Source organism: Nocardia lasii, assembly GCF_042658545.1.
In the GTDB taxonomy this organism is placed as follows: domain Bacteria; phylum Actinomycetota; class Actinomycetes; order Mycobacteriales; family Mycobacteriaceae; genus Nocardia; species Nocardia lasii.
Genome location: NZ_JBHSQN010000015.1, coordinates 134,585 through 159,488 on the forward strand (window position 1 = coordinate 134,585; position 24,904 = coordinate 159,488).

22 protein-coding genes and 1 riboswitch are annotated in these 24,904 nt (G+C 70.5%); of the genes, 12 read left to right on the plus strand and 10 right to left on the minus strand.

Annotation, left to right across the window (positions count from 1 at the left end; genetic code table 11):
• Positions 1-28 precede the first annotated feature (28 nt).
• Positions 29-289 (minus strand): hypothetical protein, encoded by a 261-nt coding sequence (locus ACFP3H_RS22695; RefSeq protein WP_378609025.1) that lies wholly within the window; start codon positions 287-289, stop codon positions 29-31.
• A gap of 262 nt (positions 290-551) precedes the next feature.
• Here ACFP3H_RS22695 and ACFP3H_RS22700 point away from each other — a divergent pair, with 262 nt between their 5' ends.
• Positions 552-1,160 carry a hypothetical protein gene (locus tag ACFP3H_RS22700; protein WP_378609026.1) on the plus strand — a complete coding sequence of 203 codons (609 nt, stop codon included), beginning with the start codon at positions 552-554 and terminating at the stop codon, positions 1,158-1,160.
• A gap of 4 nt (positions 1,161-1,164) precedes the next feature.
• Here the strand turns inward: ACFP3H_RS22700 and ACFP3H_RS22705 are convergent, their stop codons facing one another.
• Positions 1,165-2,292 carry an acyl-CoA dehydrogenase family protein gene (locus tag ACFP3H_RS22705; protein ID WP_378609027.1) on the minus strand — a complete coding sequence of 376 codons (1,128 nt, stop codon included), beginning with the start codon at positions 2,290-2,292 and terminating at the stop codon, positions 1,165-1,167.
• 9 nt (positions 2,293-2,301) lie between these two features.
• Positions 2,302-3,474, minus strand: a complete 1,173-nt coding sequence (locus ACFP3H_RS22710; protein ID WP_378609028.1) for an acyl-CoA dehydrogenase family protein — start codon at positions 3,472-3,474, stop codon at positions 2,302-2,304.
• A 198-nt stretch (positions 3,475-3,672) separates the two neighbouring features.
• Between ACFP3H_RS22710 and ACFP3H_RS22715 the strand changes: the two genes are divergently transcribed.
• Positions 3,673-4,506: a hypothetical protein gene (locus tag ACFP3H_RS22715; protein ID WP_378609029.1), complete on the plus strand. Its 834-nt coding sequence runs from the start codon at positions 3,673-3,675 to the stop codon at positions 4,504-4,506.
• Positions 4,507-4,671: 165 nt separating this feature from the next.
• Here ACFP3H_RS22715 and ACFP3H_RS22720 read toward each other — a convergent pair whose 3' ends face one another.
• The gene (locus tag ACFP3H_RS22720) at positions 4,672-5,538 is read right to left on the minus strand and encodes an SMP-30/gluconolactonase/LRE family protein (RefSeq protein ID WP_378609030.1); all 867 of its coding nucleotides are present in this window, start codon (positions 5,536-5,538) and stop codon (positions 4,672-4,674) included.
• Positions 5,539-5,743: 205 nt separating this feature from the next.
• Between ACFP3H_RS22720 and ACFP3H_RS22725 the strand changes: the two genes are divergently transcribed.
• The 4 genes from ACFP3H_RS22725 to ACFP3H_RS22740 are packed head-to-tail and all read left to right on the plus strand — an operon-like array spanning position 5,744 to position 8,941.
• A complete protein-coding gene (locus ACFP3H_RS22725; RefSeq protein ID WP_378609031.1) occupies positions 5,744-6,349 on the plus strand; it encodes an alpha/beta hydrolase in 606 nt (201 codons plus the stop codon).
• A gap of 18 nt (positions 6,350-6,367) precedes the next feature.
• Positions 6,368-6,757 (plus strand): hypothetical protein, encoded by a 390-nt coding sequence (locus ACFP3H_RS22730; RefSeq protein WP_378609032.1) that lies wholly within the window; start codon positions 6,368-6,370, stop codon positions 6,755-6,757.
• Positions 6,750-8,240: a hypothetical protein gene (locus ACFP3H_RS22735; protein WP_378609033.1), complete on the plus strand. Its 1,491-nt coding sequence runs from the start codon at positions 6,750-6,752 to the stop codon at positions 8,238-8,240. Before ACFP3H_RS22730 ends, ACFP3H_RS22735 begins: the two co-directional genes overlap by 8 nt.
• On the plus strand, positions 8,222-8,941 hold the full coding sequence (locus ACFP3H_RS22740) for an ESX secretion-associated protein EspG (protein ID WP_378609034.1): 720 nt from the start codon (positions 8,222-8,224) through the stop codon (positions 8,939-8,941). Before ACFP3H_RS22735 ends, ACFP3H_RS22740 begins: the two co-directional genes overlap by 19 nt.
• A 138-nt stretch (positions 8,942-9,079) precedes the next feature.
• On the opposite strand, the gene ACFP3H_RS22745 is transcribed toward ACFP3H_RS22740, so the two are convergent.
• Both ACFP3H_RS22745 and ACFP3H_RS22750 read right to left on the minus strand, forming a co-directional pair.
• A complete protein-coding gene (locus tag ACFP3H_RS22745; protein ID WP_378609035.1) occupies positions 9,080-13,252 on the minus strand; it encodes a bifunctional RecB family nuclease/DEAD/DEAH box helicase in 4,173 nt (1,390 codons plus the stop codon).
• A gap of 134 nt (positions 13,253-13,386) precedes the next feature.
• A complete protein-coding gene (locus tag ACFP3H_RS22750) occupies positions 13,387-15,186 on the minus strand; it encodes a DEAD/DEAH box helicase (RefSeq protein WP_378609036.1) in 1,800 nt (599 codons plus the stop codon).
• A gap of 62 nt (positions 15,187-15,248) precedes the next feature.
• Here ACFP3H_RS22750 and ACFP3H_RS22755 point away from each other — a divergent pair, with 62 nt between their 5' ends.
• From ACFP3H_RS22755 to ACFP3H_RS22775, 5 genes are all read left to right on the plus strand, one after another.
• Positions 15,249-16,109: a carbon-nitrogen hydrolase family protein gene (locus tag ACFP3H_RS22755; RefSeq protein ID WP_378609038.1), complete on the plus strand. Its 861-nt coding sequence runs from the start codon at positions 15,249-15,251 to the stop codon at positions 16,107-16,109.
• Positions 16,110-16,120: 11 nt separating this feature from the next.
• Positions 16,121-16,741, plus strand: coding sequence for a phosphoribosyltransferase (locus ACFP3H_RS22760; protein WP_378609039.1), 621 nt, complete (start codon positions 16,121-16,123; stop codon positions 16,739-16,741).
• A gap of 126 nt (positions 16,742-16,867) precedes the next feature.
• A riboswitch (cobalamin riboswitch) is annotated at positions 16,868-16,990 on the plus strand.
• Between the two features lie 54 nt (positions 16,991-17,044).
• Positions 17,045-18,085, plus strand: a complete 1,041-nt coding sequence (locus tag ACFP3H_RS22765) for an ABC transporter substrate-binding protein (protein ID WP_378609041.1) — start codon at positions 17,045-17,047, stop codon at positions 18,083-18,085.
• Positions 18,073-19,122 (plus strand): FecCD family ABC transporter permease, encoded by a 1,050-nt coding sequence (locus tag ACFP3H_RS22770; RefSeq protein ID WP_378609042.1) that lies wholly within the window; start codon positions 18,073-18,075, stop codon positions 19,120-19,122. The genes ACFP3H_RS22765 and ACFP3H_RS22770 overlap by 13 nt, the downstream gene beginning before the upstream one ends.
• Complete coding sequence (locus tag ACFP3H_RS22775) at positions 19,119-19,934, plus strand: ABC transporter ATP-binding protein (RefSeq protein ID WP_378609044.1); 816 nt, start codon at positions 19,119-19,121, stop codon at positions 19,932-19,934. Before ACFP3H_RS22770 ends, ACFP3H_RS22775 begins: the two co-directional genes overlap by 4 nt.
• Here the strand turns inward: ACFP3H_RS22775 and ACFP3H_RS22780 are convergent.
• Together ACFP3H_RS22780 and ACFP3H_RS22785 are read right to left on the minus strand one after the other, a co-directional pair.
• A complete protein-coding gene (locus ACFP3H_RS22780) occupies positions 19,904-21,082 on the minus strand; it encodes an alanine racemase (RefSeq protein WP_378609045.1) in 1,179 nt (392 codons plus the stop codon). The genes ACFP3H_RS22775 and ACFP3H_RS22780 overlap by 31 nt on opposite strands.
• Before the next feature lie 40 nt (positions 21,083-21,122).
• Positions 21,123-21,659 carry a TetR family transcriptional regulator gene (locus ACFP3H_RS22785; RefSeq protein WP_378609047.1) on the minus strand — a complete coding sequence of 179 codons (537 nt, stop codon included), beginning with the start codon at positions 21,657-21,659 and terminating at the stop codon, positions 21,123-21,125.
• A gap of 303 nt (positions 21,660-21,962) precedes the next feature.
• On the opposite strand from ACFP3H_RS22785, the gene ACFP3H_RS22790 reads away from it, so the two are divergent.
• Positions 21,963-22,706 carry a tyrosine-protein phosphatase gene (locus ACFP3H_RS22790; protein ID WP_378609048.1) on the plus strand — a complete coding sequence of 248 codons (744 nt, stop codon included), beginning with the start codon at positions 21,963-21,965 and terminating at the stop codon, positions 22,704-22,706.
• Here ACFP3H_RS22790 and ACFP3H_RS22795 read toward each other — a convergent pair.
• Positions 22,703-23,947, minus strand: a complete 1,245-nt coding sequence (locus tag ACFP3H_RS22795) for a class I adenylate-forming enzyme family protein (RefSeq protein WP_378609050.1) — start codon at positions 23,945-23,947, stop codon at positions 22,703-22,705. The two genes, ACFP3H_RS22790 and ACFP3H_RS22795, sit on opposite strands and share 4 nt — an antisense overlap.
• A gap of 77 nt (positions 23,948-24,024) precedes the next feature.
• Entirely contained in the window at positions 24,025-24,819 is a 795-nt protein-coding gene (locus ACFP3H_RS22800; protein ID WP_378609051.1) for an enoyl-CoA hydratase/isomerase family protein, read from the minus strand.
• Between the last annotated feature and the right edge of the window lie 85 nt (positions 24,820-24,904).

Genomic DNA, 24,904 nt, shown 5'->3' on the forward strand with positions numbered 1-24,904 from the left:
GACGGCCGCACGCCGATTATGAGGTGTCTCAGGTTGTTTCGCGGGCGTCGCGATCGGTGCGCAGCTTCAATAGGATCAGACCCGCGGTGCACGCCAGGATGAGCCCGGCGACGGTGACCTCCACGGCCAGCCCGGCGATCCCCAGGCCCGCGCCGACGAGTCCGCCGACGAAGAACAGCCAGCCCATGCCTCGTGCGACGACCGCGAAGACCCGGCTGCCGGACGGGGCGGTGGCCGAATCGGGGTTCGCCGCCGCGATTTCCGGCCGGGATGTCGAGAGTGCTCCCATGCGATTCTCCTCGATGACGCCGATCGGATACTCACCTCGCGCGCCGGAATCGCGCACGTCAAGGGGTTTCATTTCGGGCGTCTCATGCGTAACTTTACTCACACACGCTACGACTCGGTGACGCCCTCCGCGTGCGACACGTCCCCGCGACACGCTGAATTGATCAATCCGATATCTGGACCATCGACGTTTAAAATGCGCCGATCTGCCTGACCTGAACTACTGTGAGGCGATCTCGGAAGCCGACGAGGAGTAACAGGCGATGGATAAGAGCAGGGCCAAGCTCGTAGGTCCGGCAGTCGCTGTGGGCGCGGTGTCGCTCGGACTGATCATCATCGGTGCGTGCGGTGTCGGACAGCAGGACGTGTACGTGCCCGCACCGCCGTTGAGCGCGGATCTGGCCGCCGCACCCGTGCCGGCCGCCGACGAGGCCACCTCGACGACGGTGACCATTCCGATCCCGCCCTCCCCGACGTGGCGGGTGGCGCCGTACATGTCGCCGCGCAAGCCGTTCAGCCTCAGCTCCACCGAGACCACGCCGACGGAGCCGCCCGCCGACGCCGCGCCGAGCCCCGAAACTCATCCGGCCGACGAATCCCGCCCGCCCGAGCCCGAACCCGCGCCGGTCCCCACCACCACGCAACCCCCGGAGACCACCGAGGACGAGCCGGTGACCACCACCCGGCCGCCGATCCCCACCCGCACCTACCCGAGTCGCACGGTCCCGCCGCCGCGGGTGACCGAGGACGAGGTGGTCGAGGAGGTGGTGACCGACGAACTCGCGCCGACGCACGCCTACGACAGCGCGACCCCGACCGAGACCATCGCGCCCCCGACCACCACCGCGCCCCCGACCACCGTCGAGGGCTGAGCGTCTACAGCTCGACCAGGTCGTAGCCGCCGATCCGATCGGCCAGCTCGCGCCGGTGTTCCAGTGCGCCACCGAGGGTCTGCCCGATCGCGGTCAACCGGGCCACGTAGTGACTCACCGGGTATTCCGCGGTGACGCCGATGCCGCCGTGCATCTGGATCGCCTCCTGCCCGATGTGCTCGGCCGAGCGCCCCACCTGCAGCCGCGCGCGCGAGGCGACCACCGGATCGCTGCCGCCGTCGGCCAGCGCCGCCGTCGCGTAGAGGCTCATGCTGCGGGCCAGTTCCAGCGAGACGTAGCAGTCGGCCGCGCGCTGGGTGAGCACCTGGAATTTCGACAGCGTGACCCCGAACTGCTTGCGGGTCTTGAGGTATTCGGTGGTCAGCGTGAGCGCGACCTCCATCGCCCCCACCGATTCCGCGCACAGCGCCGCCTGCGCGTACCCCTGGGTCGCCGCGATGTGGTCGGCGGCGTCGACCGCGCCACCCAGCGGCACGGCGAGCGCGCCGTCGAAGTCGAACTGCGCGCCGCGGCGACCGTCGAAGGTGCGGTAGGACCGACGACTCACCCCCGACTGGTTCGGGTCGACCAGGAACAGCCCGGTCCCGCCGTCGGGCAGCACCGCGCTGACGATCACCTCGTCGGCCACGTCCCCGCGCAGCACCGGGTTCTTCACCCCGGTCAGCGCGTGCCCATCCCCCTGCGCGACGGCCGAGGTCGTGATCTGCGTCGACGGCCACCGCATTCCGGGCTCGGCGTGGGCGAAGGCGAGCAGCACGGTGCCCTCGGCCAGCGCGGGCAACAGGCGCGCGCGCTGCTCGGCACTGCCGGCCAGCCGCACCAACTCCGCCGGGATCACCACCGAGTCCAGCACCGGTTCCGGGGCGAGCGCGCGACCCAGTTCCTCCTGCACCAGCATCGCCTCGACCGGTCCCGCGCCGACGCCGCCGTCCTCCTCCGGAATGGTCAGCCCGAGCACGCCGAGGTCGGCGAGTTGCTTCCAGACCGTGCGGTTCCACCCGGGGTCGGTCTCGCCGACCTTGGTGAGGGCCTCCCCGTCGTAGAACCGGTGCAGCAGTTCGCGCACGGTGTCGCGCAGCATCGTCTGTTCATCGGTCAGTGCGAGTTCCATGGCAGTGCCTCACAATCCGAGGATCGTGGAGGAAATGATCGAGCGCTGGACCTCGCTCGAGCCTCCGTAGATGGTCACCTTGCGGTAGTTCAGGTAGCCGGGGCCGGTGTGCTGGGCCCACGCGGGCGAGGCGATGTCGGGCGCGTCCACGGGCAGCGCGTCGGCGCCCGCGATGTCCATGAGCAGTTCGGTGGCGGCCTGCTGCAATTCGGTGCCCTTGAGTTTCAACACCGACGACGCCGGATTCGGCTTGCCCTCCACGGAATTGGAGACCACGCGCAGCTGGGTGAGTTCCAGGGCGAGCAGTTCGTTCTCCAACTCGGCCACCCGCGCCGCGAACACCGGGTCGTCGAGCAGCGTGCCGCGACCGGTCCTGATCGAGCGGGCGTGGTCTTTGGCCAGGCCGAGCTTGACCTTGGTCTTGCCGACGCCGGTGATGGAGGTGCGCTCGTTGCCGAGCAGGTACTTGGCGTAGGTCCAGCCCTGGTTCTCCTCGCCGACGAGCTGATCGGCGGGCACCCGGACGTTCTCGAAGAACACCTCGTTGACCTCGTAGCTGCCGTCGATGAGCTTGATCGGCCGCATGGTGACGCCGGGCGATTTCACGTCGAAGAGCAGAAACGAGATGCCCGCCTGCTTCTTCGGGGCGTTCGGGTCGGTGCGCACGAGGCAGAAGATCCAGTCGGCGTACTGGCCGAGCGTGGTCCAGATCTTCTGGCCGTTGACGATGTAGGAGTCGCCGTCGCGGACCGCGGTGGTGCGCAGCGAGGCGAGGTCGGAGCCCGCGTCGGGCTCGGAAAAGCCCTGGCACCACCAGATGTCGAGCGCGGCGGTGGGCGGCAGGAAGCGCTGCTTGAGTTCCTCGGAGCCGAACTGGGCGATCACCGGGCCGACCATCGAGGCGTTGAACGTGAGCGGCTCGGGCACCGAGGCCAGCTGCATCTCGTCGAGCCAGATGTGGCGCTGCATCGGGGTCCAGTCCTTGCCACCCCATTTCACCGGCCAGTTCGGCACGCACAGGCCGTTGTCGTTGAGGATCTTGTTCGCGGTGACGATGTCCTCGCGGGACAGGTCCTCGCCGTGTTTGACCCGGTCACGGATGTCGGCGGGGATCGCGGTGGTGTAGAAGTGCCGGAGCTCGTCGCGGAAGGCGACCTCGTCAGGGGACAGGGCTAACTTCATACGGGTCTCCCAGTCATCTAGTAGCCGTCGAGGAAAACCTACCCCTCGGTAATCGCCGGTGTCGACTACATCACACCCGATACCGCTCCCACCGGCCGCGTAAGGCGGCCGCTGGCTCGGCGACGGGCACGCCGAGCTGGTACGTTGCCAGTCGAGCCGGACATTTTTCGGCGACGAGCATCCATCGAGGAGTTACGGGTGAACGGCAGATCCATCGCAGGGAGAGCAGCGGCGGTCACCGCCGCGAGTATCGGCGCGCTGGCACTGCTGGCTCCGAGCGCGGTCGCGGGCCCGCTGGACGACGGCATCGGACATCTGAGCGAACTGGCGGGCGAGGACACCGCGACCAAGGCGGGCGTGAGCGCGATCGCCGGGTTCACCACGATGGTCGGCGCCGATGCCCTGCGCGACATCTCGGCGCAGTTCACCCCCTTCACCTACGCCGCCCCGACCTTCGGCTGCGGCAGCAACGGCCCGATCACCACGATCATCGCCGCCGCCACCTACGAGGGCCCCGGTCCGCGCACCGAGGCGAGCCTGAACCCCGGCGACATCCGTTTCAGCGCGAGCCCCCGCCACACCGGCGTGCCGCTGGCCTCCGGGCTCAGTGTCGCGTGGGTGAACGTGAACACCGGGCACAGCGGCATCGTGCCGCTCGACGGCCAGACCGAGTTCCTGCTGCCGTCACTGTCGAAGACCGTGCACACCGGCGCGGGCACCGTGGTCGCCTCGATGTGGGGTTCCATCGACTACTTCGGCGTGCGCTGCGTGATGACCCCGACCGTCGGCACGTTCGTGATTCCCGATCTGCCGGTCGTGGAGCCCGAGCCGGTCGAACCCGCGCCCGTCCCCGAATCCCCGCTCGGCAGCCCCGGTTCGGGCGAGACGGCGCCGAGCGCGCCGCGCACCCAGGCGCCGGCCGAGACGCCCGCGCCCGCCCCGGCGCCCACCACGACCGAGGTCCCGCCGCCCCCGCCGACCACCACTCCGCCGCCTCCGCCGCCCCCGTCGGCGCTCAGTGTCGGCGGCTGAGGTCCACTGACCGAACGACCCCGCCTCGGAACTGTTCCGGGGTGGGGTCGTTTGCTGTGTGGCGCGGGATATTCGGCGACGCTGGATCACCGAGCGCTGACCGAGTCGTGCTTGCTCGAAGCAAGCCTGACCCGAGAACAGCTGCTGCTCGGTCGATCCCGGGCTCTACAGTGCCGGGCTGATACGCAGGACCGTGCCCTCTTCCGAACCCGCGAGCAGCGCCGACGGGTTCGCCGGGTCGGCGACCACGGCGGTCAGCGGCTGGGTGGACACGACGGTGCAGGTGGCGCCGGTCTTCGGGTCGACGCGCACGAGGTGCCCGGCCAGTGTGGTGACGTAGAGGGCGCCGTCGCGCAGCACCAGGTCGTCGACGAAATCGGGCAGGGAGCCGAACGAGGTGAGGTCGGCGATCGTGGTGGTGTCGGCGGGGTTGTCGCGCGCGAGGCGGAGCACGCGCCCGACCGGACCGTCCGCGCCGACGAAGTTCGCGGTCACGTAGACCGAATTACCCGAGACCACAACACCATTGGGTCCCTCGACATCGACGCCGGACCACCAGTCCATGTCCTCGGTGCCGTCGGGCAGCAGCCGGTGCACACCGTTGCCGGTGGTGACGTACAGATTGCCGTCGGCGTCGAAGGCGGCGCCGTTGGGGTGGGGGAAGCCGATCGCGAACCGCTCCGGGATCGGTTGCGCGGCAGCCGGATCGAAGCGCACGATGCCGCCCGAACCGGCCAGCGGCGAATTCCCGGTGACCACGTAGAGCAGCCCGTCGGGGCCGAGGCGGACCGCGCCGGGCGAGGCGATGGCGACGGTGGCGGTCAAGCGGCCCTCGCGGTCGTAGCGCTGCACCTCGCCGCGCATGACCCGCGAAACCCACAGGTCGCCACGGGCATCGATGCCGAAGTTCTCCGACCAGTCCAGCAGCGGCACGGTGGATCGGATCGCGACGTCCTGGCGGGCCGGACCGCACGAGGTCGAGGGCGCGGCGCCGGCGAGCGCGCCGGAACCGAGCGAGGCGCTGCCAACCACAGCCGCGCCGACCATCACACGGGCAACGCAACGGCACAACGACAACATCTGCAACCCTCGACTTCTGTTGACCGGTTCGACGGGCGAAGTCTAGCGGCTAGGACCCCCGCATGGGCACCCCACACCGTCGACGGTCGCGATCACCGCGTACCGGTTACTCGGCTTGTCTCGCACGACAATTCATCGGGCGCGCGATAATCGCCCGGTGCCGTACTTCGACAGCGAGCGTGGGCGACTGCATTGTCGGCGCTGGGCGCTCGACGACCCGGCGGCCAGGATCGCGCTGTTGCCGGGCACCGGCCAGCACAGCGGGCACTATCACCGTTTCGCCGCGGCCCTGCGGTCGGCGGGGATCGAGCTGTGGGCGTTGGACACCGCCGGGCAGGGTTTGAGCGAGGGCGATCCCGCCGCCCCTGGCGGTCTGGCGGAGTTGACCGCCGACGCCCAACAATTTCTCGCGCTCGTTCGCACGGATCACAGTGCGGCGCCGGTGCTGATGGGTCACTCGCTCGGCGCGGCGACCGCGGTGCACCTCGCCACCGAAAACCCTGCCGACCTGGCCGGACTCGTGCTCTGCGGCACCCCGCGCCGGGCCGCGGCGGTAGTCCCAGACCCCGCGCTGCCCGTGCTCGCGGTGCACGGTGTGGACGATCGGCGGGCGCCGGTCGATGTAATCCGGCTATGGACAGCACGCCACCGATCGGTAGATTTGCGCGAGTACGCCGACGCCGGACACGACCTGCTGCACGAACCTGTGCGCGATCGCGTGGCGGCCGATATCGCGCGATGGGTGCTCACCGTCGTGCGATGAACGACGAAGGGGGAACAGGTGCAACCGAATCGAACGGGGCTGCCGAACACTGCGGCGCTGGGCCAGGCCGTCGACGAGGGCGGGCTGTGGATCGACGGGGTCCTGGTCGCCGACGGCGCCCCCGAACGCTGCGCGCTGCGCTACGAACAGTTGGCCGACGCGGTCGACGCCCAGGTGCGCGCGCTCAGCGCGGCCGCGGTCATCCCCGGTTTCGGCGGGCTCGCCTCCGGCGCGGCCCTGCGCACCGGTTTCGAGACCAAGACGGTCGAGGCGCTCGAGCAGTTGCGCGCCTACGCCACCTCGGCTCGCGACCTGGCGGCGGTGTTCCGGGCCGCCGGGGCGAGCTACCGCGAGTCCGACGCGGACATGGCGAGCGCGATGCGGGCGATCGAGGTGCCCGATGCGTAGCGTTCCCGGCGGTACCGACGCCGACTACGTGGCCGTGGTCGAGGTCTTCGACAACCTGTCCCACGCCGACATCCACCGCGCGGTGGGCGCACTCGACCCCGCCGCGCTGTCCGCCGCGGCCGTGACCTTCCTCGACACCGCCGTCGGCCTCGGCGACGGCATCGAGCTCGCGCACGGGGAGATCCGCGCCGCCATCGCCGACGGTTGGCGCGGCGCGGCCGCCCAGCAGGCCACCGACGCCGTACGCGATTTCGAGTACGCGGGGCGGCGCATCGCCGATGTGTTGACCGCGGTCGGGGTGCGACTCAGCCGCGCTGGGGAGGCTGCCGAGTCCGTGCGCGGGGCTGTCGCCGAACCCAGTGCGGCACAACCGGATCCGGGCGCCGCACTGCTCGACTCCGAGCAGGCCGCGAACAATGCGACGATCACCCGCGACGCCGAGAACGCCCGGCTCGACGCGGTGCAGGCGATGGAGGTGATCTACGCGGGGGCGTTCCTGCCGACCGGCTCGGGGGTGCCTGCGTTCCCCTCGGTCGAGACGGCGCCGCAAACCGCCGTCGCGGGGTCCGCGCTGGCGAATGCCGCTGCGGCGAACGGGAATCCAGCGAGCGGTGCGCCCAGCGGCGTCACCGGTTCCACAGCCCCGGCCGCCACGGTGGGCGCTACCCTGCCCGCCGGGTCCTCGCCCCTTTCCCTCGTCGGCGGTACCTCATCTCCCGCCAGTGGGCATCCGACCGGCGGAACCAACTCCGCCTCCTCGGCCCTGCCGAACGCAGGCACCGCCCCGGCGAGCGTCACCGCCGCACCGGGTCGACCCCAGTCGAACACGCTCGGCTCTGCCGGAAACTCCGCTCCCGCAACGACAACCGGTGGCTCGAGCTCACCGGCGGTATCACCAGGAATCGGAAGTCGTCCCGCCGCAGGCCGCGACCGCACGGCTCCCCCCGGCTCACGTCCGGCTCTGCCCACCGACCCAGGCACCGACACGTCGGCCGCAGGCCCCAACCCGAGCACGCCGGCCACAGCCGCCGACCCACACACCAACACGCTTGTCGCAGGCACCGATCCGAACACCAGCACATCGACCGCAGGCGCTGACCAGCATCCCGGTGGGTCTGCCTCCGGCACTTCGGTCGGTGGCGCGAGCACGCACGGCGCCAATTCGACCACCGAGGCAGCGAGTGACGCACAGCCGCACCGGGATTCCGCGGTGAGCGGTAGTGAGGCTGCGACCGGCATGGGTGCGGGGGCGGTCGGTGGGCTGATGGGTGGGGCGTTGGCGGCGTCGGAGTCGGCGCGCTCGTCCAACGTGTCCCGGCCCGCGCCCGCGACGCCGGAACCCGAGGACGAGGACGACGAATTCCTGCGGTATCTCGAGGAGGAGCCGACCTATCTCGAGCCCGCCGACGAGGTGAACGCGCTGATCGGGCGGATGGAGCCGACCAGTCCCGCCGTGCTCGGGGAATGGTCAGAGCGCGAGTGAACTGGCACTTCACCCCGGACCAGTTCGCGCTGGCCTGGGCGCGCACCGACGGCGATCGGATCCCGTATCCGCTCGCCGTTCGCGCGTCCGCCCGCGACACCGTCGAACGCGCCGCCCAGCAGCCCGCGCTCGAGGCGTGGTGCGCGCACACGCTCGACGCCGATCTCGCGGCGGCGCTGCGGGTGCTGGCCAAACCCGAGATCCGGGTCGAGGTGTGCGGGTACGCGCCGACTCCGGTGCGGATGCTCGGCGCGGTGACCGGCGATGTCGCGGTGCTCGCGGTGCAGCAACCCGGCACCGCCCCCGATCGCGGCGGGCCGCTCCACGTGCAGGTCGGCAGCACGAAACGTTTCGCGGCCCAGGTGTTCTCGCGCATTCCGGGCCGAACCCCCGGCGTCGTCCCCCGCGTCACCGCGCCGGCGACCCGCGTCCACGAGGACAGCCGCGACCTGGTCACCATGCCCGTCGCCGGCCCCTCCGACGCGGCGCGCATCCGCAAGATCCTCCAGCGTCCCCGCGACGGCATCGGCCAGATCCTGATCGCCGCGGGCAGCGACGAGAAACCCGTGGGCGTCCTGTCCTGGATCGACCTCACCGACGACGGCCGCTACCTCGTGCACGCGGGCCGCCACATCGACATCATCCCCGCCACCCCGGACTCCGCCGTCGAATGGTTACGCCACCTCCTGCGCAGCGTCTGAGCCCACCGGGTCGGCACATCCACCACCGTGCGACGAAGCTCAGTCGCGCCGGAGAAACCCGCAGTTCCGAGGGCTTTTCGCGCAGAGAGCACCCACACACGCGGCCCGGACTGCGGTACGTCTCGGGCGCGAGCAGGTTCAGTCGAGTTGGAGGAACCCGACCAGGTCGGCCAGCTCCTCGGGGGTCTCGGGAAGGTACTCGGTGAGCAGGGGTGAGCGGATGACGATCGCCTTCCACATGGCTCGGCACAGGGTGGCGTGGATGACGGTGCGCGACAGCAGCGGTCGCATGCCGAAGGGGGCGTCGGCGGGGGTCGAGGTCGTCATCGACAGCAGGACGACAGCGGCTTCGCGGCCACGGAATCGGTCGGGCGTGCCGACGAGGACGTCTTCGATCTTGGCGCGGGCCAACAGGGTTCGGATGCGCGCCACCTGGGCGGCGTAGGGGGCGACGACGAAGACGTCGTGGGGGTGCAGCTTGCGGGTGCGACCGCCCGAGGTCCAGGTCTCCCCGAGCAGCGCGCGCACCCGCCGCACCACTTCGCGCGCCTCGGCGTCGGATTCGGTGGCGCTGCCGCGATGTTCGACGAGCACGGTGCTCACGCCGGGCGTGATCCCGGCCAGATCCCGTGCGAGGGTGATGGATTCGTCAGCGCGCAGCCGCCCGTCGTAGCAGCTCGCCGACACCGGTGCACACACCGCGGGATGCATCCGCCAGGTGCGGTCGAGGAAGTAGCCGCGGTCGGCGGGCAGTGTCGCCGCGCCCTCGCAGAGCCATTCCAGCGCCGAGACATGCACGGGCTGCGGGTGTTTCGCCTGCGCGGTGGCGGGCACCGGGTCGCCGATCAGCAGCAGATTGCGCGCGCTCACCGCGATGGCGAGGGTGTCGGCCAGCGAGCAGGCGCCCGCGTCGGCGACCACCAGCAGGTCGAGCGAACCGGGCGCGATCAGTCGGTCGTCGACGAAATCGGCCGTGGTGCCGCCGATTACACACCCGTTGACCGCGTTGTCGAGGAAGCGCGGGTAGCGGTCGGCCTCGATCGCCGACCATTCGGGACCGACCGAGGCCACGTCCTTCTTCGCGACGAGTTCGGGCAGCACCCCCGCCTCGACCACCGCGTCGAAGATCCGCTCGATCACCGCGTGCGACTGCGCCACCACGCCGATCCGCCATTTGTGCCGGGTGACCAGCTTCTCGAGCGCGCGCCCGGTGATGCCGGTCTTGCCGGTGCCGGGCGGGCCGTGCACGGCCAGGTAGGAGGCGTCCAGCGCGCCGACCGCGTGGGCGAGGACCGCGGCGAGATCGTCGCGCGGGTGCGGCAGGTCCATGCCGTCGCGCAGGCGGGGCGCGCGGCGCAGCAGCAGGTCGTAGACCGCGTTCTCCGGCACCCACGGCAGGCTCACCAGCAGGTCACCGGCGCTGAGTTCGAGCGCGGCCGCGCTGTCGGCCTCGCCCTCGGGCGGGCCGGGGGCGATGGCGGCGGGCAGGTCGTCATAAGGCGGGCAGCCGGCGGGGAGCAGTTCCTCGAGGCGCACGGTGTCGTCGAAGTTCTGGTCGACGGCGCACCCCAGCACGGTGGCGGTGGCGGTGGCCCGGCGCCCGAGGGTCTGGGTCATGCCCGCCGCGGCGGCCCCGTCGTAGATGGTGACCATCTGGGTGCCCGGGGTGAGGGTGGCGCCGGTGCCGAGGCGACCGGTGAGGGTCAGGTAGCGGCGCATCGTCGGAAGTTGCGGTGTGCGATGCCATTTGGTGTCGACGGTGCCCCACTCGCCGATGAGCACGCCGGGCGCGTCGGCCCACTCGCCGACCGGATGCGCGAGCCGGTCGATGTGGGCCCACCAGCGCGGCTGCCGTTCGCGCCGGTGGTAGCCGAGAACCGCGGCCATGAGCGCGGCGGCCCGCGCCGAATCACCCTGTGCCGTCACGGCGAACTCGCTCAGCGCCGCCTCGAGCGATCCCGGGTTCAGCGACGGCGGCGCCTCGGATTCCGCGACCACGAACCGCGCGCCCGGCACCGCGATCCCCGCCTCGGCCGCGCGCTCGAGCAACCAGTCCCGCAGCCCGAGCACGATCGCCGCCCGCCCCGAGGCCCCCGGCACCAGCGTCGCGAGTCCCGTTGCGTCATAGGACTGTTCACCGATCAGCAACGCCGTGCGCACGATCGGCGCGAGATCGACCAGGGCCCCGTCGACCAGCAACTCGTCGAGCAGATCCGCCCCGGTCCCCAACTGCCCCGCCCCGTCGAGCAGCGCCGTGCGCACCGCTGACCCGTAGTGATACACCCGCACCCCGGGATCCGCCGCCCGATGCTCGGCGATGATCTCGAGCAACTCCTCGAGCACTCCCCCACCCGGCGGCTGCCGCACCGCACTCCGCGCCGAAGCCCCATACGCCGCCGAAACCCGCACGAAGGGAACGGTATCCGCCTCCCCCACACTGGAATCCGGCCGCTCACCACTGGGATAACCGGTCACATCCGCACCCGAACGCCCGGCGCTCCGGTAACCGGTCACGCCCGCATCGGCCCGCTCGACACCGGGGTAACCGGTCGCATCCGCACCCGAACGCCCGGCGCTCGGATAGCCGGTCGCACCGGCATTCGGCTCACCAGCGGCGTAGCCCGTCGTCTCCGTACCCGGCCGCGCGATACTCGGGTACCCGGTGACGCCCACATCCGGCCGCGCACCACTGGAGTATCCGGGCGAATCCGCGCCCGACCGCTCACCACCCGGGTAACCGATGACGCCCGCATCCGGCCGGTCGGCGCTGGGATACCCGGCGGCGTTCGAGGGTTCGGCGCCGGTGGGGCCGAAGACGATGGCGTTGGTGTCGGTGGGGCCGGTCGAGGTGCGACGGAAGGTCAGGGGGTGGTCGGGGTCGGTGATCGAGGGTCGGAAGATGACGGAGGTGGCGTCGGTCAGTTCCAGGCCGGTGATGGCGCCGTGCTGGTCGAGGTCGATGACCAGGGCGAGGTCGCCGGGGCGTGGCGCGGGCAGGGCGCCGAGGGCGGCGGGGTCGCGCAGGGTGTAGGCGGGGCGGCCGGTGCGTTCGCGCACGAGTTGCAGGTCGGCCTGGTGGCGCAGGGCCGACAGGGTGCGGGGGGCGAGGCCGGGGACGGGGGTGTTGGTGGTGGCGAGGCGGTCGATCGTGAGCACGCCCGCTTCGCGCAGTCGGGCGCGCTGGGTGGGGCGAATTCCCGCGACCAGCAACAGGTCTCGCGCGTTGGTGGCCGCCGCCCGGCAGCTGGGACAGCGCGTGCACGCCAAGTAGCGCGGGTCGCCCCACTGCACCGGCAGCAGTTCGGCCAGCTTGTCCTCGATGATCGTCTCCACCCGGGCCCGCCGCGCCGCGTACAGCGCCGCCAACTCCTCGGTCCCCACACCCCGAACACCGTCGGCCGCCCACAGATACGCGACCGGCTCCACCCCCACCCCCAGCTCCCCGAGCGCACGCGCGCACGCCGCGAATTCCAGCCGCGCACACAGCAACTCGCGCACCGGATCCACCTTGACCGCCCGCGCCGTGGCCGCCGCCCGCTCGAACGGTGTTCGCCCCGCGGCCAATTCACGCCGCGACGGGCGAACATCCGCGGTCCCCACCGCCGCATCGTCCGAAGCCCCCGACCCCGCACGCGACCACGCGGCGGACGCCCGCCCGGCGGCCGAACCGCCTCGCGCACTTCCCCATTCCGACCCGACGCGCCCCACCGGCGCCTGACCTCCGAACCCCGGACCGCCCGACACCCGATCGGACTCCCGCTCGGGACTCCCCCACTCGGACCCGACCCGCCCCGAAAGCGACTGTCCCCCAATACCGTCCGCCCGCGAAACCCGACCACCCGGCACCCCGACGACAGCCGACCCCAACGCCCCGTGCAGCGTGTACCGCGGCCCCTCGACCGGACTACCGACACCCCACCCCCAGGACTCACCGTCGCCGCCGGAACCCTCACTGCGCACCAGCAGCGTTGCCCCACAGGCGAAGTGCCCGTCGAAGAACACCGCACCGTGAATCGCCTCGGCACCCGCGCGCAACGCCCGGGTGGTCTGCTCGGCGGCCACGGTCAACGCCGCGATGCGGGTGGCCGCGTCGGCGCCGGGCGCCTCGGGCGAGGGAATACGGACCAGACGGTCACCGAAGTGGGCGAGCAGTTCGGCGGAAGGTTCGGTGGCCCGAACCAGCGGCGCGGTCGTGTCGGGAAAACCGGGAAGGTTGCCGAGGGCCGCGTCGATGGCGCGCAGCACAGCGAACTCACAGTTCGCCGCGCGCGCGAGATCGCCGACGGCACCGACCACCCGATCACCGGACACGAACAAGCGCGGCCCTCCTGTGTTCACGCACACCCGACGCCCAACACCTTAACCAGCGTCGCGTGCTACCAGGGCAGCACCCGAGGCCAGAGCACCTGCTCTGACCTGGGCCCCGGGCAACGCGCGCACGATTCCTACAGGCGCGGCTTGCGCCGTTCGGTGCGCGGACGCGCCTCCCGATCGCGACGCGGACCGCGCGCGTTCAACCGCTGCGCGGGCGCGCCCTGATCGGGCGTGAGCTGGATGAGCACACCGCTGATCCTGGTGCGCCGCAACGCTTCCAAGGTCTCGTTGGGCAGGTTCGCGGGCAGCTCGACGAGGCTGTAATCCGGGCGGATGCTGATGTGCCCGAAGTCGCTGCGGCGCAGGCCGCCCTCGTTGGCGATGGCGCCCACGATCGCACCGGGCACCACGCGGTGACGCTTGCCGACGCTGATCCGGTAGGTGGCCAGTTCCTCGCCGTTCTCCCGGTTGAACGACGGCGGACGCGGCCGGTCGTCGTCCTCGTAGCGGCGCGGGGCACGCTCGCGGTCGCGGTCGAAATCGCGTTCGCGACGCGGCGCGGGCTCCGGCTCGGGCGACATGAAGAAGTTGTCCCCGTCGTACCCACCGACGGCCAGCGCGGCGGCGATATCGACCAGCGGCGTGTTGTGCTCGGCCTCGTAGTCCTCGATCAGCTTGCGGAACAGCGCCACATTGTCCGAGGCCAGGTTCTCGGTGATCGAGTCACCGAACTTGGCGGCACGCGTGGCGTTGACATCGTCGACCGAGGGCAGCTGCATCTCGATGAGCGCGCTCTTGGTGGCCCGCTCGATCGACTTGAGCAGGTGCCGCTCACGCGGGGCGACGAACAGCAGCGCCTGACCCGAACGGCCCGCGCGACCGGTGCGGCCGATGCGGTGCACGTAGGACTCGGTGTCGTGCGGGATGTCGTAGTTGACGACATGGGAGATGCGGTCCACGTCGAGACCACGCGCGGCGACGTCGGTGGCGACCAGGATGTCGATGCCACCGGACTTGAGCTGCCCGATGGTGCGCTCACGCTGGTTCTGCGCGATGTCACCGTTGATCGCGGCGGCGGAGAAACCCCGCGAGCGCAGCTTCTCGGCCAGCTCCTCGGTGGCCTGCTTGGTGCGCACGAAGATGATCATCGCGTCGAAGTCTTCGACCTCGAGCACGCGCGTGAGGGCATCGAGCTTGCGCTGATGCGAGACCTGCACGTAGCGCTGGGTGATGTTGGTGGCGGTCTGCGACTTGGACTTGACCGTGATCTCGACCGGATCGTTGAGGTACTGCTTGGAGATCTTGCGGATCGCGCCCGGCATGGTGGCCGAGAACAGCGCGACCTGCTTGTCCCGCGGGGTGTCGCGCAGGATGCGCTCGACGTCTTCCTGGAAGCCCATCTTGAGCATCTCGTCGGCCTCGTCGAGCACCAGGTAGCGCAGCTCGGACAGGTCGAGCGTGCCCTTCTCCAGGTGGTCGATCACGCGACCGGGGGTACCGACGACGACGTGCGCGCCGCGCCGCAGACCCGACAGCTGCACCCCGTAGCTCTGCCCGCCGTAGATCGGCAGCACGTGCAAACCGGGGATGTGCGAGGCGTACTTGCCGAACGCCTCGGCCACCTGGATCGCGAGCTCACGCGTCGGGGCGAGCACCAGCGCGCTCGGCTTCTTCTGCGCGGTGTCCAGATTCATCAGGATCGGGATCGCGAATGCCGCGGTTTTGCCGGTGCCCGTCTGGGCGAGGCCGACCACATCAGCGCCGGAGAGCAGTGGGGGAATCGTCGCCGCCTGGATGGGCGAGGGCGACTCGTAGCCCACATCGGCGATGGCCGCGAGGACGCGGTCATCGATCCCGAGATCGGCGAAGGTCGGGCCGGTATCGTTCCTGTCGTCGTCGGCAGGAACGCTGTCGACCTCATTTGTACTCATTGACCACGAGTTTACTGCCTGGCGGTAGCTGTCCCAACCACCAGGTGAATACCGTGAGACCTATGCAACTGTCGAACGGGTCAGAACATCAGCAACAACCGCCGGTCGCGGTGGGGATCGCGGTCGTGCAATTCGCCCCCGAAACCGACCCCGACACGAACCTGTCGACCCTGCGCGAACACGTGCGGGCGGCGGCCGCCGACGGTGCGAAGGTGGTGGTCGCGCCCGAATACTCGATGTTTGCGGTGACCCGGCTCGACGAGCGCGTGGTGGCGATCGCGCAGCCGCTCGACGGCCCGTTCACCACCGGACTCGCCGCGCTCGCGGCCGAATTCGGGGTGTATCTGGTGGCCGGTGTGGTGGAGTTGCCCGCGCCGAATTCGACTCGGATCAGCAACACTCTCGTCGCGCACGGGCCCGACGGCGCGCGGGTCGCGGTGTATCGGAAGGTCCATCTCTACGACGCGTTCGGACATCTGGAGTCCGATGTGGTGGTCGCGGGGCCGCTGGTCGAGCCCGCCACCTTCACCGTGGACGGGGTGATCTTCGGATTGCAGACCTGTTTCGATCTGCGGTTCCCGGAGGGGTGTCGGCGTGTCGCGGCGGCCGGGGCGCACGTGTTGGTGCTGCCCGCGCAGTGGATTCCGGGGCCGGGCAAGGTCGATCAGTGGACGACGCTGCTGCGCGCCCGCGCGATCGAGAACACGATCTACGTGGCGGCGGCCGATCAGTGCGCGCCGCGCGGGGCGGGCTCGTCGATGATCATCGATCCGGCCGGGGTGGTGCTCGCCGAACTCGGGGACGAACCGGGCGTGCTCGGCGCTCTGGTCGAGCTCGAGCGGCTGGCCGAGGTGCGCGCCGCCAATCCCAGCCTGTCACTGCGCCGATTCGCCATCGCCGAGGCGCCGGTCGGATCGGAGTAGCGTTCGAGGCGATGGTCTTCGACGATCGCGCCGCGGCGGGCCGTGCCCTCGGGGCGGCTCTGGGACACCTGCGGGCCGAACGGCCGCTGGTGCTCGGGCTGCCGCGCGGGGGCGTGCCGGTGGCGGCGGCGGTGAGCGCGGCCCTCGACGGGGAACTCGACGTGCTGCTGGTGCGCAAACTGGGCCTGCCGTGGCAGCCGGAACTGGCGATGGGGGCGCTGGGCGAGGGCGGGATCCTGGTACTCAATCGTGATGTGGTGGACAGCTACGGGGTGAGCGCGGCGGCGTTCGAGGAGGTCGAACGGGCCGAGCGCGCCGAGCTCGCCCGACGCCAGGCCGCGCTGCGGGTGCGCGCGCCGATTCCCCTGACGGGACGCACGGTGGTGATCGTCGACGACGGGATGGCGACCGGGGCGACGGTGCTGGCGGCGTGCTCGGTCGCGCGCGGACAACAGCCGCACCGCCTCGTCGTGGCCATGCCGGTCTCCTCACCCGACGCCGCCCGCCGCATCGAGCCCGAATGCGACGAACTGGTGTGCCTGTCCACACCGGGCGACCTCGGCGGAGTCGGTATGGCCTACAACGACTTTCACCAACTCGCCGACGAGGAGGTCGTCGCGCTGCTGCGCTGACGAACCGGTCGCGGCGCTCACTCGGCGGGGCTGCGGGAGAAGGTCCTCGCCGCCCCGATGAACCCCGCCAGCATGAGAAACCCCTCACTCCCCCGCACCTGGAGAACCCGGCATCGCGCGCGGTCCGTATACAGTGTGCGCGGCCGTCGATACGGCCACGGTCGTGAGGGAATCCGGTGTGAATCCGGGGCTGACGCGCAACGGTAACGGTCATGTGAGTGACCGGAGCCCGACTGCTCGCGACCGAGTTCGATGAATTTCTCGGCTCCGCGACTGGGCCCTGATGAAGGAGTTCGGCGCCGCATGCGCATATCTTCCCGGCACCTCGGTGCTGTCCTCACGACCACGGCGCTGATGTTCGCCCTCGGCTGCTCGGCCGAGGCCGACTCGACCGGCGACACCGCCTCCGGCGCTACGGGTTTCCCGCTCACCCTGCGAAACTGCGGTCAGACGGTCACCGTCGACGCCCCGCCGCAGCGGGCGGTCTCGCTCAACCAGGGCTCCACCGAGATCCTGCTCTCCCTCGGCCTGGCCGACCGCATGGTCGGCACCGCCACCTGGACCGACCCGATCCGCCCGAACCTGGCCGAAGCCAACGCGAAAGTGCCGCGCCTGGCCGACAACAAACCCTCGTTCGAGGTGGTCCTCGACACCGAACCCGACTTCGTATCCGCGTCGTTCGGTGGCACCCTCGGCACCGGCGGCGTCGCCGAACGTAAGCAGTTCGAGGACCTGGGCGTGCCCACATACCTGTCCCCCACCGACTGCGACGGCAAGACCACCAAGAGCGTGAACTCCGACGGCGCGCGCACCGAACCGCTGCGCATCGACTCGGTCTACCAGGAGATCCGCGACCTCGCCGCCATCTTCGACGTGCGCGAGCGCGGCGAGGAACTGGTCGCCGAACTCCAGCAGCGCTTCACCGCCGCCGCCGGATCGGTGCGGGCCGCGGGCGTCTCGCTGGCCTTCTGGTTCGCCGACACCGCCACCCCGTACATGGCCGGCTGCTGCGGGTCCTCGGGCATCATCACCCACTCGATCGGCGCCACCAACATCTTCGCCGACACCACCGACGAGTGGCCGCAGGTGAATTGGGAGAGCGTGCTCGACCGCGATCCGCGCGCGCTGGTGCTCGCCGATCTGAGCCGCCGCAAGCTCGCCGGTGACGCGCTCGACAGCAAAATCGCCTTCCTGGAATCGAATCCGGTCACCCAGCGCCTGACCGCCGTGCGCGACAAGCGCTACATCGTGGTCAACGGCGCCGACCTCAACCCCTCGATCCGCACCATCGACGGCATCGAGAAGGTCGCCGACGCCGTGCAGCAGTGGGGATGGACCAGCTGACGGTGGCCGGGCCGCGTCGCGGATCCGGGGCGTTACTGACCGGATATCTGCTGGGCGGGCTGGTCGTATTGGCCCTGTCGATCGCGATCGGCATCACCTTCGGACCCGCCGATCTGTCGGTGCGCGATGTGTACGCGGTGGTGTTCGAGCATCTCGGCTTCGGGCAGGCGAACATCAGCCGGATCAAGGAGGGCATCGTCTGGGAGATCCGCCTGCCGCGCACGCTGCTCGCGGCGGTGTGCGGGGCGGGGCTGGCGCTGTGCGGGACGATCATGCAGTCGCTGCTGCGCAATCCCCTCGCCGACCCGTTCGTGCTCGGGATCTCCTCCGGGGCGTCGACCGGCGCGGTGGTCGTGGTGGTGCTCGGCATCGGCGCCGGGGCGATCTCGCTGTCGGCGGGGGCGTTCGGCGGTGCGCTGCTGTCGTTCGCGCTGGTGATGCTGCTCGCCGTCGGCGCGGGCGGCGGCACCTCGCGGGTGATCCTGGCCGGAGTGGCTGGGACACAACTGTTCTCGGCGCTGACCTCGTTCATCGTGATCTCCTCGGCCGACGCCGAGCAGACGCGCGGGGTGCTGTTCTGGTTGCTCGGATCGCTGTCGGGCACCGACTGGACCGATGTGCTGGTGTGCGGTTCGGTCACGCTCACCGGGCTCGCGGTGTGCTGGTCACAGGCCCGCGCGCTGGACGCGTTCACCTTCGGTGAGGGCGCCGCCGCCTCGCTCGGCGTCTCGGTGCGCTGGGTCAGGATCGTGCTGTTCGGCGTCACCGCGCTGATCACCGCGGTGCTGGTCAGTGCCGCGGGGGCCATCGGATTCGTCGGGCTGGTGCTGCCGCACGCGGCGCGGTTCCTGGTCGGGCCGGGGCATCGGCAACTGGTGCCGGTGGCCGCGCTGGCCGGGGCGATCTTCCTGGTGTGGGTCGACGCGGTGGCGCGCACCGTCTTCGCGCCCGCCGAGATCCCGATCGGCGTGGTGACCGCGCTGATCGGCGTACCGGCGTTCGCGCTCATCATGTTTCGGATGCGAGGTACCCGATGACTGTGCGCGCCAAGGAGATCGACTGGTCCCGTGGTGGTCGACAGGTCCTGCACGGGGTGAACATCGACCCCTCCCCCGGCGAGACCATCGGACTGCTCGGCCCCAACGGGTCGGGGAAGTCCTCGCTGCTCCGCCTACTCGGCGGGATCGACCGACCCGACGCCGGACAGGTGCTGCTCGACGACACCGACCTGCGCTCGCTGCGCCGCCGCCAGGTCGCGCGCCGGGTGGCGATGGTCGACCAGCACGCCGACACCGAACTCGACATCACCGTGCGAGAAGTGGTGCGGCTCGGGCGAATTCCGCACGGCGGGATGTTCGGCGGGGACGAGGCGGTCGATCGCGCCGCCGTCGACCGGGCCATGGCACACACCGGCATCGCCGGTCACGCCGAACGGCGCTGGCACACGCTCTCGGGCGGGGAACGTCAGCGCGCCCAGATCGCCAGGGCCCTCGCACAGGAACCCGACGAACTACTCCTGGACGAACCCACCAACCACCTCGACATCCAACACCAGCTCGACATCCTGGCCCTGGTCGCCGCCCTACCGCTGACCAGCTACATCGCCCTGCATGACCTGAACCTCGCCGCGATGTACTGCGACCGGGTGGTGGTGCTCGCCAGCGGCCGAGTGGTCGCGTTCGGCACGGCCGCCGAAGTGATCACGGCGGAGTTGGTGGAGCAGGTGTATCAGGTGCGGGCAACGGTGACGGTCGACCCGATCGCGGGGTATCCCACGGTCACCTACCGCCCCGGCCGGGTGGGCGTTCCTGATCGGCCTCAGCCGAAGCACTGCCCCTCGCCACGGTAGGTGGGAACGGTTGTGCGAGTGCCGGATTCGTCCACCAGGTGGATCTCGGCGAACCGTTCGCACAGCTCCCCCGCCTTGGCGTGGCGGAACCACACGTGGTCGCCGATCTCGAGTTCGGCGCCACCGGCCAGGGGCGTCTGCACCTCGCCCGCGCCTTCGGAACCCAGCAGCTTCAAGCCCGAGGGCCAGACCGGAACCGGCACCCGCGAAGCGCCCGCCGGACCGGAGGCGATGTAGCCGCCCGCGAAGACCGTCGCGATGGTCGGGGACGGTTTGCGCAGGACGGGGGTGGCGAAGAACAGGGCGGGGCGGGGCGTGAAGGAGCGGTAGTGGTCGAACAGGGTGGGCACGTAGAGACCGGAACCGGCGGTCACTTCGGTGACGTCGGGGTCGCTGATCGACACCTCGATCGACCCGGTGCCGCCACTGTTGACGATCTCGAGCGGGCCCGCCACCGAACGAACGGCGTCGAGCACGCGGGTGCGGCGACGTCCGATCTCCAGCGCGGACAGGCGCTTCACCACGCGCACGGCCGGATTGCTGTCGGGCAGTCCGGCGATCTGCGCCTCATAAGTCATGACCCCGACTACCTCGAACCCGCGCTGCACGGCCTCGGCGGCCAGCGCGGCGGCCTGGTCGGGCGTGCGGATCGGCGAGCGTCGAGCGCCAAGATGCAGCGGCCCCACGCGCAACGCGGCGTCGACATCGAGGCAGACGCGCGGGCGAACCAGCTCGGTGCCGAGCGCGGCGCGGGTGAGTTCGAGCTGGGCGACATCGTCGATCATCAACGTGATCGAGGCCAGCAGGGTCGGCGCGGCGGCGAGTTCGGCCAACGCGGCACGATCGAGCACGGGATAGCCCAGCAGCACGTCGCGGGCGCCGAGGCGGACCAGCCAGATGGCCTCGCGCAGCGAGTAGGCCATGATGCCGGCGAAACCGTCGCGGGCGGTCAACCCGTCGCCGAGGACGCGTTCGAGCACCGCCCGGCAGCGCACCGATTTGCTGGCCACCCGGACCGCGACGCCGTTCGCGCGGCGGACCAGGTCGGCGGCATTGCGGTCCAGCGCGGCCAGGTCGAGCGCGGCCAGCGGCGGATCGAGGTCGGCGGTCGCCGCGTGGAGGTGCTGCAGCGATGTCGTCTGGGTCACTCGACTACTGAACCACCTATTTGGTCAGTCGTCCAGCATCTCAACCCTCGACGGCCTTGAGTGTCAGGCAGCCGACGAGATCGTCGATGACCACGAGGATGGTCTCGTCATTGCCGTCGGCGAGCCAGCGCAGCACCGAACCGTGGAAGACCGAGACGAGGTAACCCGCGACGGAATCGACCGGTTCGAGCCATTGCGTGCCGGAAAGCCGGGCGCACAATTCGAGGAAATCGGTGGCCTCGTTGTCCATCTCGCGAAACATCGCGACGGCGGTCGGGTCGCCGATGGTGTCACCCGAGGGCGTCCACCGTTGCCGCAAGGTCTGCAGGGCAGCCTCGTAGGCGGCTATTCGGCGGGCCGGTGCGGCGCGCACCAGCGGCCAGTAGCTGCTCAGGCCCGCGTGCAGGAACACCCGAAGGGCCCGGACGCCGGTGGCATCGGTACTGGTAGCGGCTTGTTCGACGGCATCGCATACGGCGGGCCGAAGCGAAAATTCTGTAAGTTCACGGCTGGCGCTCAACGACGACTCCTCGGCAACAAAATTCGCTGCCCGCGGCGATGCGAGCTTGGTGGTCACCGAACTCGATCTTAGAAGGTTTTCAGGATTCACGAACTGCTTCAGCCATCCTATTCAGACTGAAAGATTGTTTTGTTACCCGAACGCGACCTTTGTAAAAACAGACTATCTGGTCCTTATATGTCGCATCCCCTGGATATCCGACGCCCCCATGCCGGTATCACTACACCTGGTCAATTGTACAAGTCCTCGCGGATCCGCCTCTCGGCATGTGGTCGACAGCACAGTCACCCGCCGCGCGACGTTCATCCCACATCCACCGACTCGGCGGACCCCACTCGCGAACGCCGATAATCTGGACCGGTGACTCTCTCGCCTCCTGCCGACCAGTTCGCTCTCAGCGGCACCTTCAATTTCCGCGATGTGGGCGGGCTGCGCACCGCCGACGGCGCCGCGGTGCGCCCCGGCGTGCTGCTGCGCTCGGCGCAACTGAGCGGCCTGGACGACCAGGGCCACCGCACCCTGCGTGAGCTGGGCGTCACCGACGTGCACGACCTGCGCGGCCGCGCCGAGATCGACCACATCGGCCACGACACCCTGCCCGCCGACGTCCGCCTGCACGTCACGCCGTTCGACTCGCGGATGGAGGAGGCCCCGCCGCACGAGGCCGCCACCGTCTCGGCCTTCGACCACATGATCGAGGTCTACCGGGCCTTCCCGCTGCTACCCGAGGCGCACACCGCCATCGCCGAGCTGGCCGGCTCGATCGTGCGCGGCGACGGCGCGGTGCTGGTGCACTGCGCGGCGGGCAAGGACCGCACCGGCTGGTCGGTGGCCACGCTGCTGCGCGCGGTCGGCGTCACCGAGGAGCACGTGTACGCGGACTTCCTGGCCAGCAACGCCGCCGTGGAACCGCTGCGCGTCCTGCTGGAACCGAAAATCGGGAACGGACAGGCACTCTCGGCGGATCTGCTCGGCGTGCGCGAGGAATACCTGCGCACCGCCGACGCGTCCGTGCGTGAGCACCACGGCGGGATCGAGAACTACCTCACCACCGTCGGTCTCACCGCCGACCTGCGCGACGCGCTGCGCTCCCGGCTGCTCTAGAGCCCGCTGACCTGCTGGTCCGGCACCGTCCGGACCAGCCCGTCGGCATCGATGCTGACGAAATCGCCCGTGCGGAACCAGCTTCCGTCGAACCGCGCGGCCGAGGCGCCGGGATCGTTCCAGTAGCGGCAGCTCACATTCGGTCCGCGACACAGCAATTCGCCACGACCGGTCCTCGCCTGCGGTCCCGTGAGCGCCAATTCCGTGCCGCCGAAGGCGAATCCGAGGGCCGAGGCGGTGTCGTCGAGTTCGGTGTCGTCGACCAAAAGGCCGATCCCGCTGGTCTCGGTGGCGCCCCACACCGACCACTGCCGAGCCGAGGGGAACAGCCCGCTCAGCGCCGCCGCCAACGCCTCGGGCGCCGCGGCGGCGGCGCGTTCGGACCGGTGACACGCCTTGCTGATCAGCCGCACACCCTTCCCGGCGCCGCGGCCGAGCAGTTCGGGCACCAGGCCCGCCAGGATGCGCGGGGTGGCCGAGACCGTGTCGATCCGCTCGTCGACCAGCACCTGCGCCAGGGTCCGCGCCCCGGGCGCGAGGACGACCGTGCCGCCGACCGCGAAGGTGGTGAGCAGCTGATCGACGCAACCACTGGCGTGGGCCAGCGGCAACAGCACCAGATTGCGCAGTCCGTCGACCGGCAGCCCGAGCGCGCCGACCATCGACGACACCGCCGAGAGCAGGTTCTCGTTGGTCAACTCCACCCCGGCGGGCATGGCCGCGCGCGCGCCGGTGTAGCACAGCAACGCCGTATCATCCAGGGCCGCACCATCATCGATGTAAGCGGTGCTGTCGGGCAGCTGACCGTGCGCGCCGAGCACGAAATCGGCTCTGCTGTCGGCGATCACGCGCTCGGCGATGGCGGCGGGCAGCGCGTCGGGGACGAGCACCGGCACCGCGCCCGAGAGCAGCGCGCCGAGAAACGCCTGCACCCAGCGCGCGCCGGCGGGCATGTGCACCGCGACCCGGTCGCCGTAGCCGATGCCGTGGCCCTGCAACCCGCCCGCGATGCGCGAGGCGCTGTGCCACAGTTCGCGATACGTCAGGCGCGGGCCGCCGACCTCGACGACGGCTTCGCGGTTGGTGAACGAGTGCACGCGCAGGTCGAGCAGTTCGGTCAGCGCCGGGCTGAGGTCGCCGTAGCGCAGCACGCCGTCGGCGCCCCGCCGCAGCCGCGTGGCCGCACCCGTGGCGGGGAACTCGATGACGGTCGCGCCGGGTTCGTGCTCGCCATGACCCATCCGGACCTCCGTACGTCGATACAGCCGCCCCTCGACTATATGACGTGGATCACACTGCTGTCAGGCACTCGGCGCGCTCACTCGCCGCGATAGGTCGCCTTGCCCGGTCCGATCTCGAGGAAGCTGCGGACCGCGCCGCGCAGATCCGCGGTGCCGAACAGCTCGCCGGAGACCTCCGGGGTCACCGAATCCGCGTGCGCCACACCGCCGGAACGCCACGCCCCGATGATCTGCTTGGTCGCGGCGTGCGCGCGGGTGGGGCCCTCGGCCAGACGGGTGACCAGTGCGCGGGCGGCGGTGTCGAGATCGTCGTGGACGGCGTTGACCACGCCCCAGTCCGCCATCGTGGCCGCGTCGTAGAGGTCGCCGGTCATCACGAACTCGCGCGCCCGACCCGACCCGGCCCGCTCGGCCAGCCGCTGCGGCCCGCCCATCGACGGCGTCAGCCCCACCACGGTCTCCACCAGCCCGAACTTCGCCTTCGGGGCGGCCAACAGGATGTCGCAGGCCAGCGAGATCTCGAAGGCGGCGGTGAGGGTGAGCCCGTGCGCGGCGAACACGACGGGGCACGGCAACGCCTCGATCGGGTCGATGATCTCGGCGAACAGCTCCCGCCACAGCCGCGCGCCCTGCTCGGGGGTCAGGCCGTCGAACAGGTTCACATCCACCCCGCCGGAGACGACCTTGCCCTCGGCGTCGATCAGCAGCGCGCGCGGCGGCTCAGCGGTGACCGCGGCGATATCGGCGATCAGCGAGTCGATCATGGCGCGGTCGAACAGGTTCAGCGGCGGGTGCGCGAGGGTGATCGTCGCGATCTCGGCACCGGACTCGGTGAACTCACGGGTCAGTCGAGTGGCCTTGGTATCGGTCATCGCCTCAGCGTAGAACCGCCCCGCGCGGATCACGGAACCGTGGGCTGTCGGTGGTCGTTGGCATGATGAGCTCACGGGCACGGAA

What these genes read in the sequence shown, in the direction of transcription:
- ACFP3H_RS22695 (WP_378609025.1), bottom strand. Translation starts at nt 289, where the DNA reads ATGGGAGCACTCTCGACATCCCGGCCGGAAATCGCGGCGGCGAACCCC.
- ACFP3H_RS22700 (WP_378609026.1), top strand. Translation starts at nt 552, where the DNA reads ATGGATAAGAGCAGGGCCAAGCTCGTAGGTCCGGCAGTCGCTGTGGGC.
- ACFP3H_RS22705 (WP_378609027.1), bottom strand. Translation starts at nt 2,292, where the DNA reads ATGGAACTCGCACTGACCGATGAACAGACGATGCTGCGCGACACCGTG.
- ACFP3H_RS22710 (WP_378609028.1), bottom strand. Translation starts at nt 3,474, where the DNA reads ATGAAGTTAGCCCTGTCCCCTGACGAGGTCGCCTTCCGCGACGAGCTC.
- ACFP3H_RS22735 (WP_378609033.1), top strand. Translation starts at nt 6,750, where the DNA reads ATGCGTAGCGTTCCCGGCGGTACCGACGCCGACTACGTGGCCGTGGTC.
- ACFP3H_RS22740 (WP_378609034.1), top strand. Translation starts at nt 8,222, where the DNA reads ATGGTCAGAGCGCGAGTGAACTGGCACTTCACCCCGGACCAGTTCGCG.
- ACFP3H_RS22750 (WP_378609036.1), bottom strand. Translation starts at nt 15,186, where the DNA reads ATGAGTACAAATGAGGTCGACAGCGTTCCTGCCGACGACGACAGGAAC.
- ACFP3H_RS22755 (WP_378609038.1), top strand. Translation starts at nt 15,249, where the DNA reads ATGCAACTGTCGAACGGGTCAGAACATCAGCAACAACCGCCGGTCGCG.
- ACFP3H_RS22760 (WP_378609039.1), top strand. Translation starts at nt 16,121, where the DNA reads ATGGTCTTCGACGATCGCGCCGCGGCGGGCCGTGCCCTCGGGGCGGCT.
- ACFP3H_RS22765 (WP_378609041.1), top strand. Translation starts at nt 17,045, where the DNA reads ATGCGCATATCTTCCCGGCACCTCGGTGCTGTCCTCACGACCACGGCG.
- ACFP3H_RS22770 (WP_378609042.1), top strand. Translation starts at nt 18,073, where the DNA reads ATGGACCAGCTGACGGTGGCCGGGCCGCGTCGCGGATCCGGGGCGTTA.
- ACFP3H_RS22775 (WP_378609044.1), top strand. Translation starts at nt 19,119, where the DNA reads ATGACTGTGCGCGCCAAGGAGATCGACTGGTCCCGTGGTGGTCGACAG.
- ACFP3H_RS22795 (WP_378609050.1), bottom strand. Translation starts at nt 23,947, where the DNA reads ATGGGTCATGGCGAGCACGAACCCGGCGCGACCGTCATCGAGTTCCCC.
- ACFP3H_RS22800 (WP_378609051.1), bottom strand. Translation starts at nt 24,819, where the DNA reads ATGACCGATACCAAGGCCACTCGACTGACCCGTGAGTTCACCGAGTCC.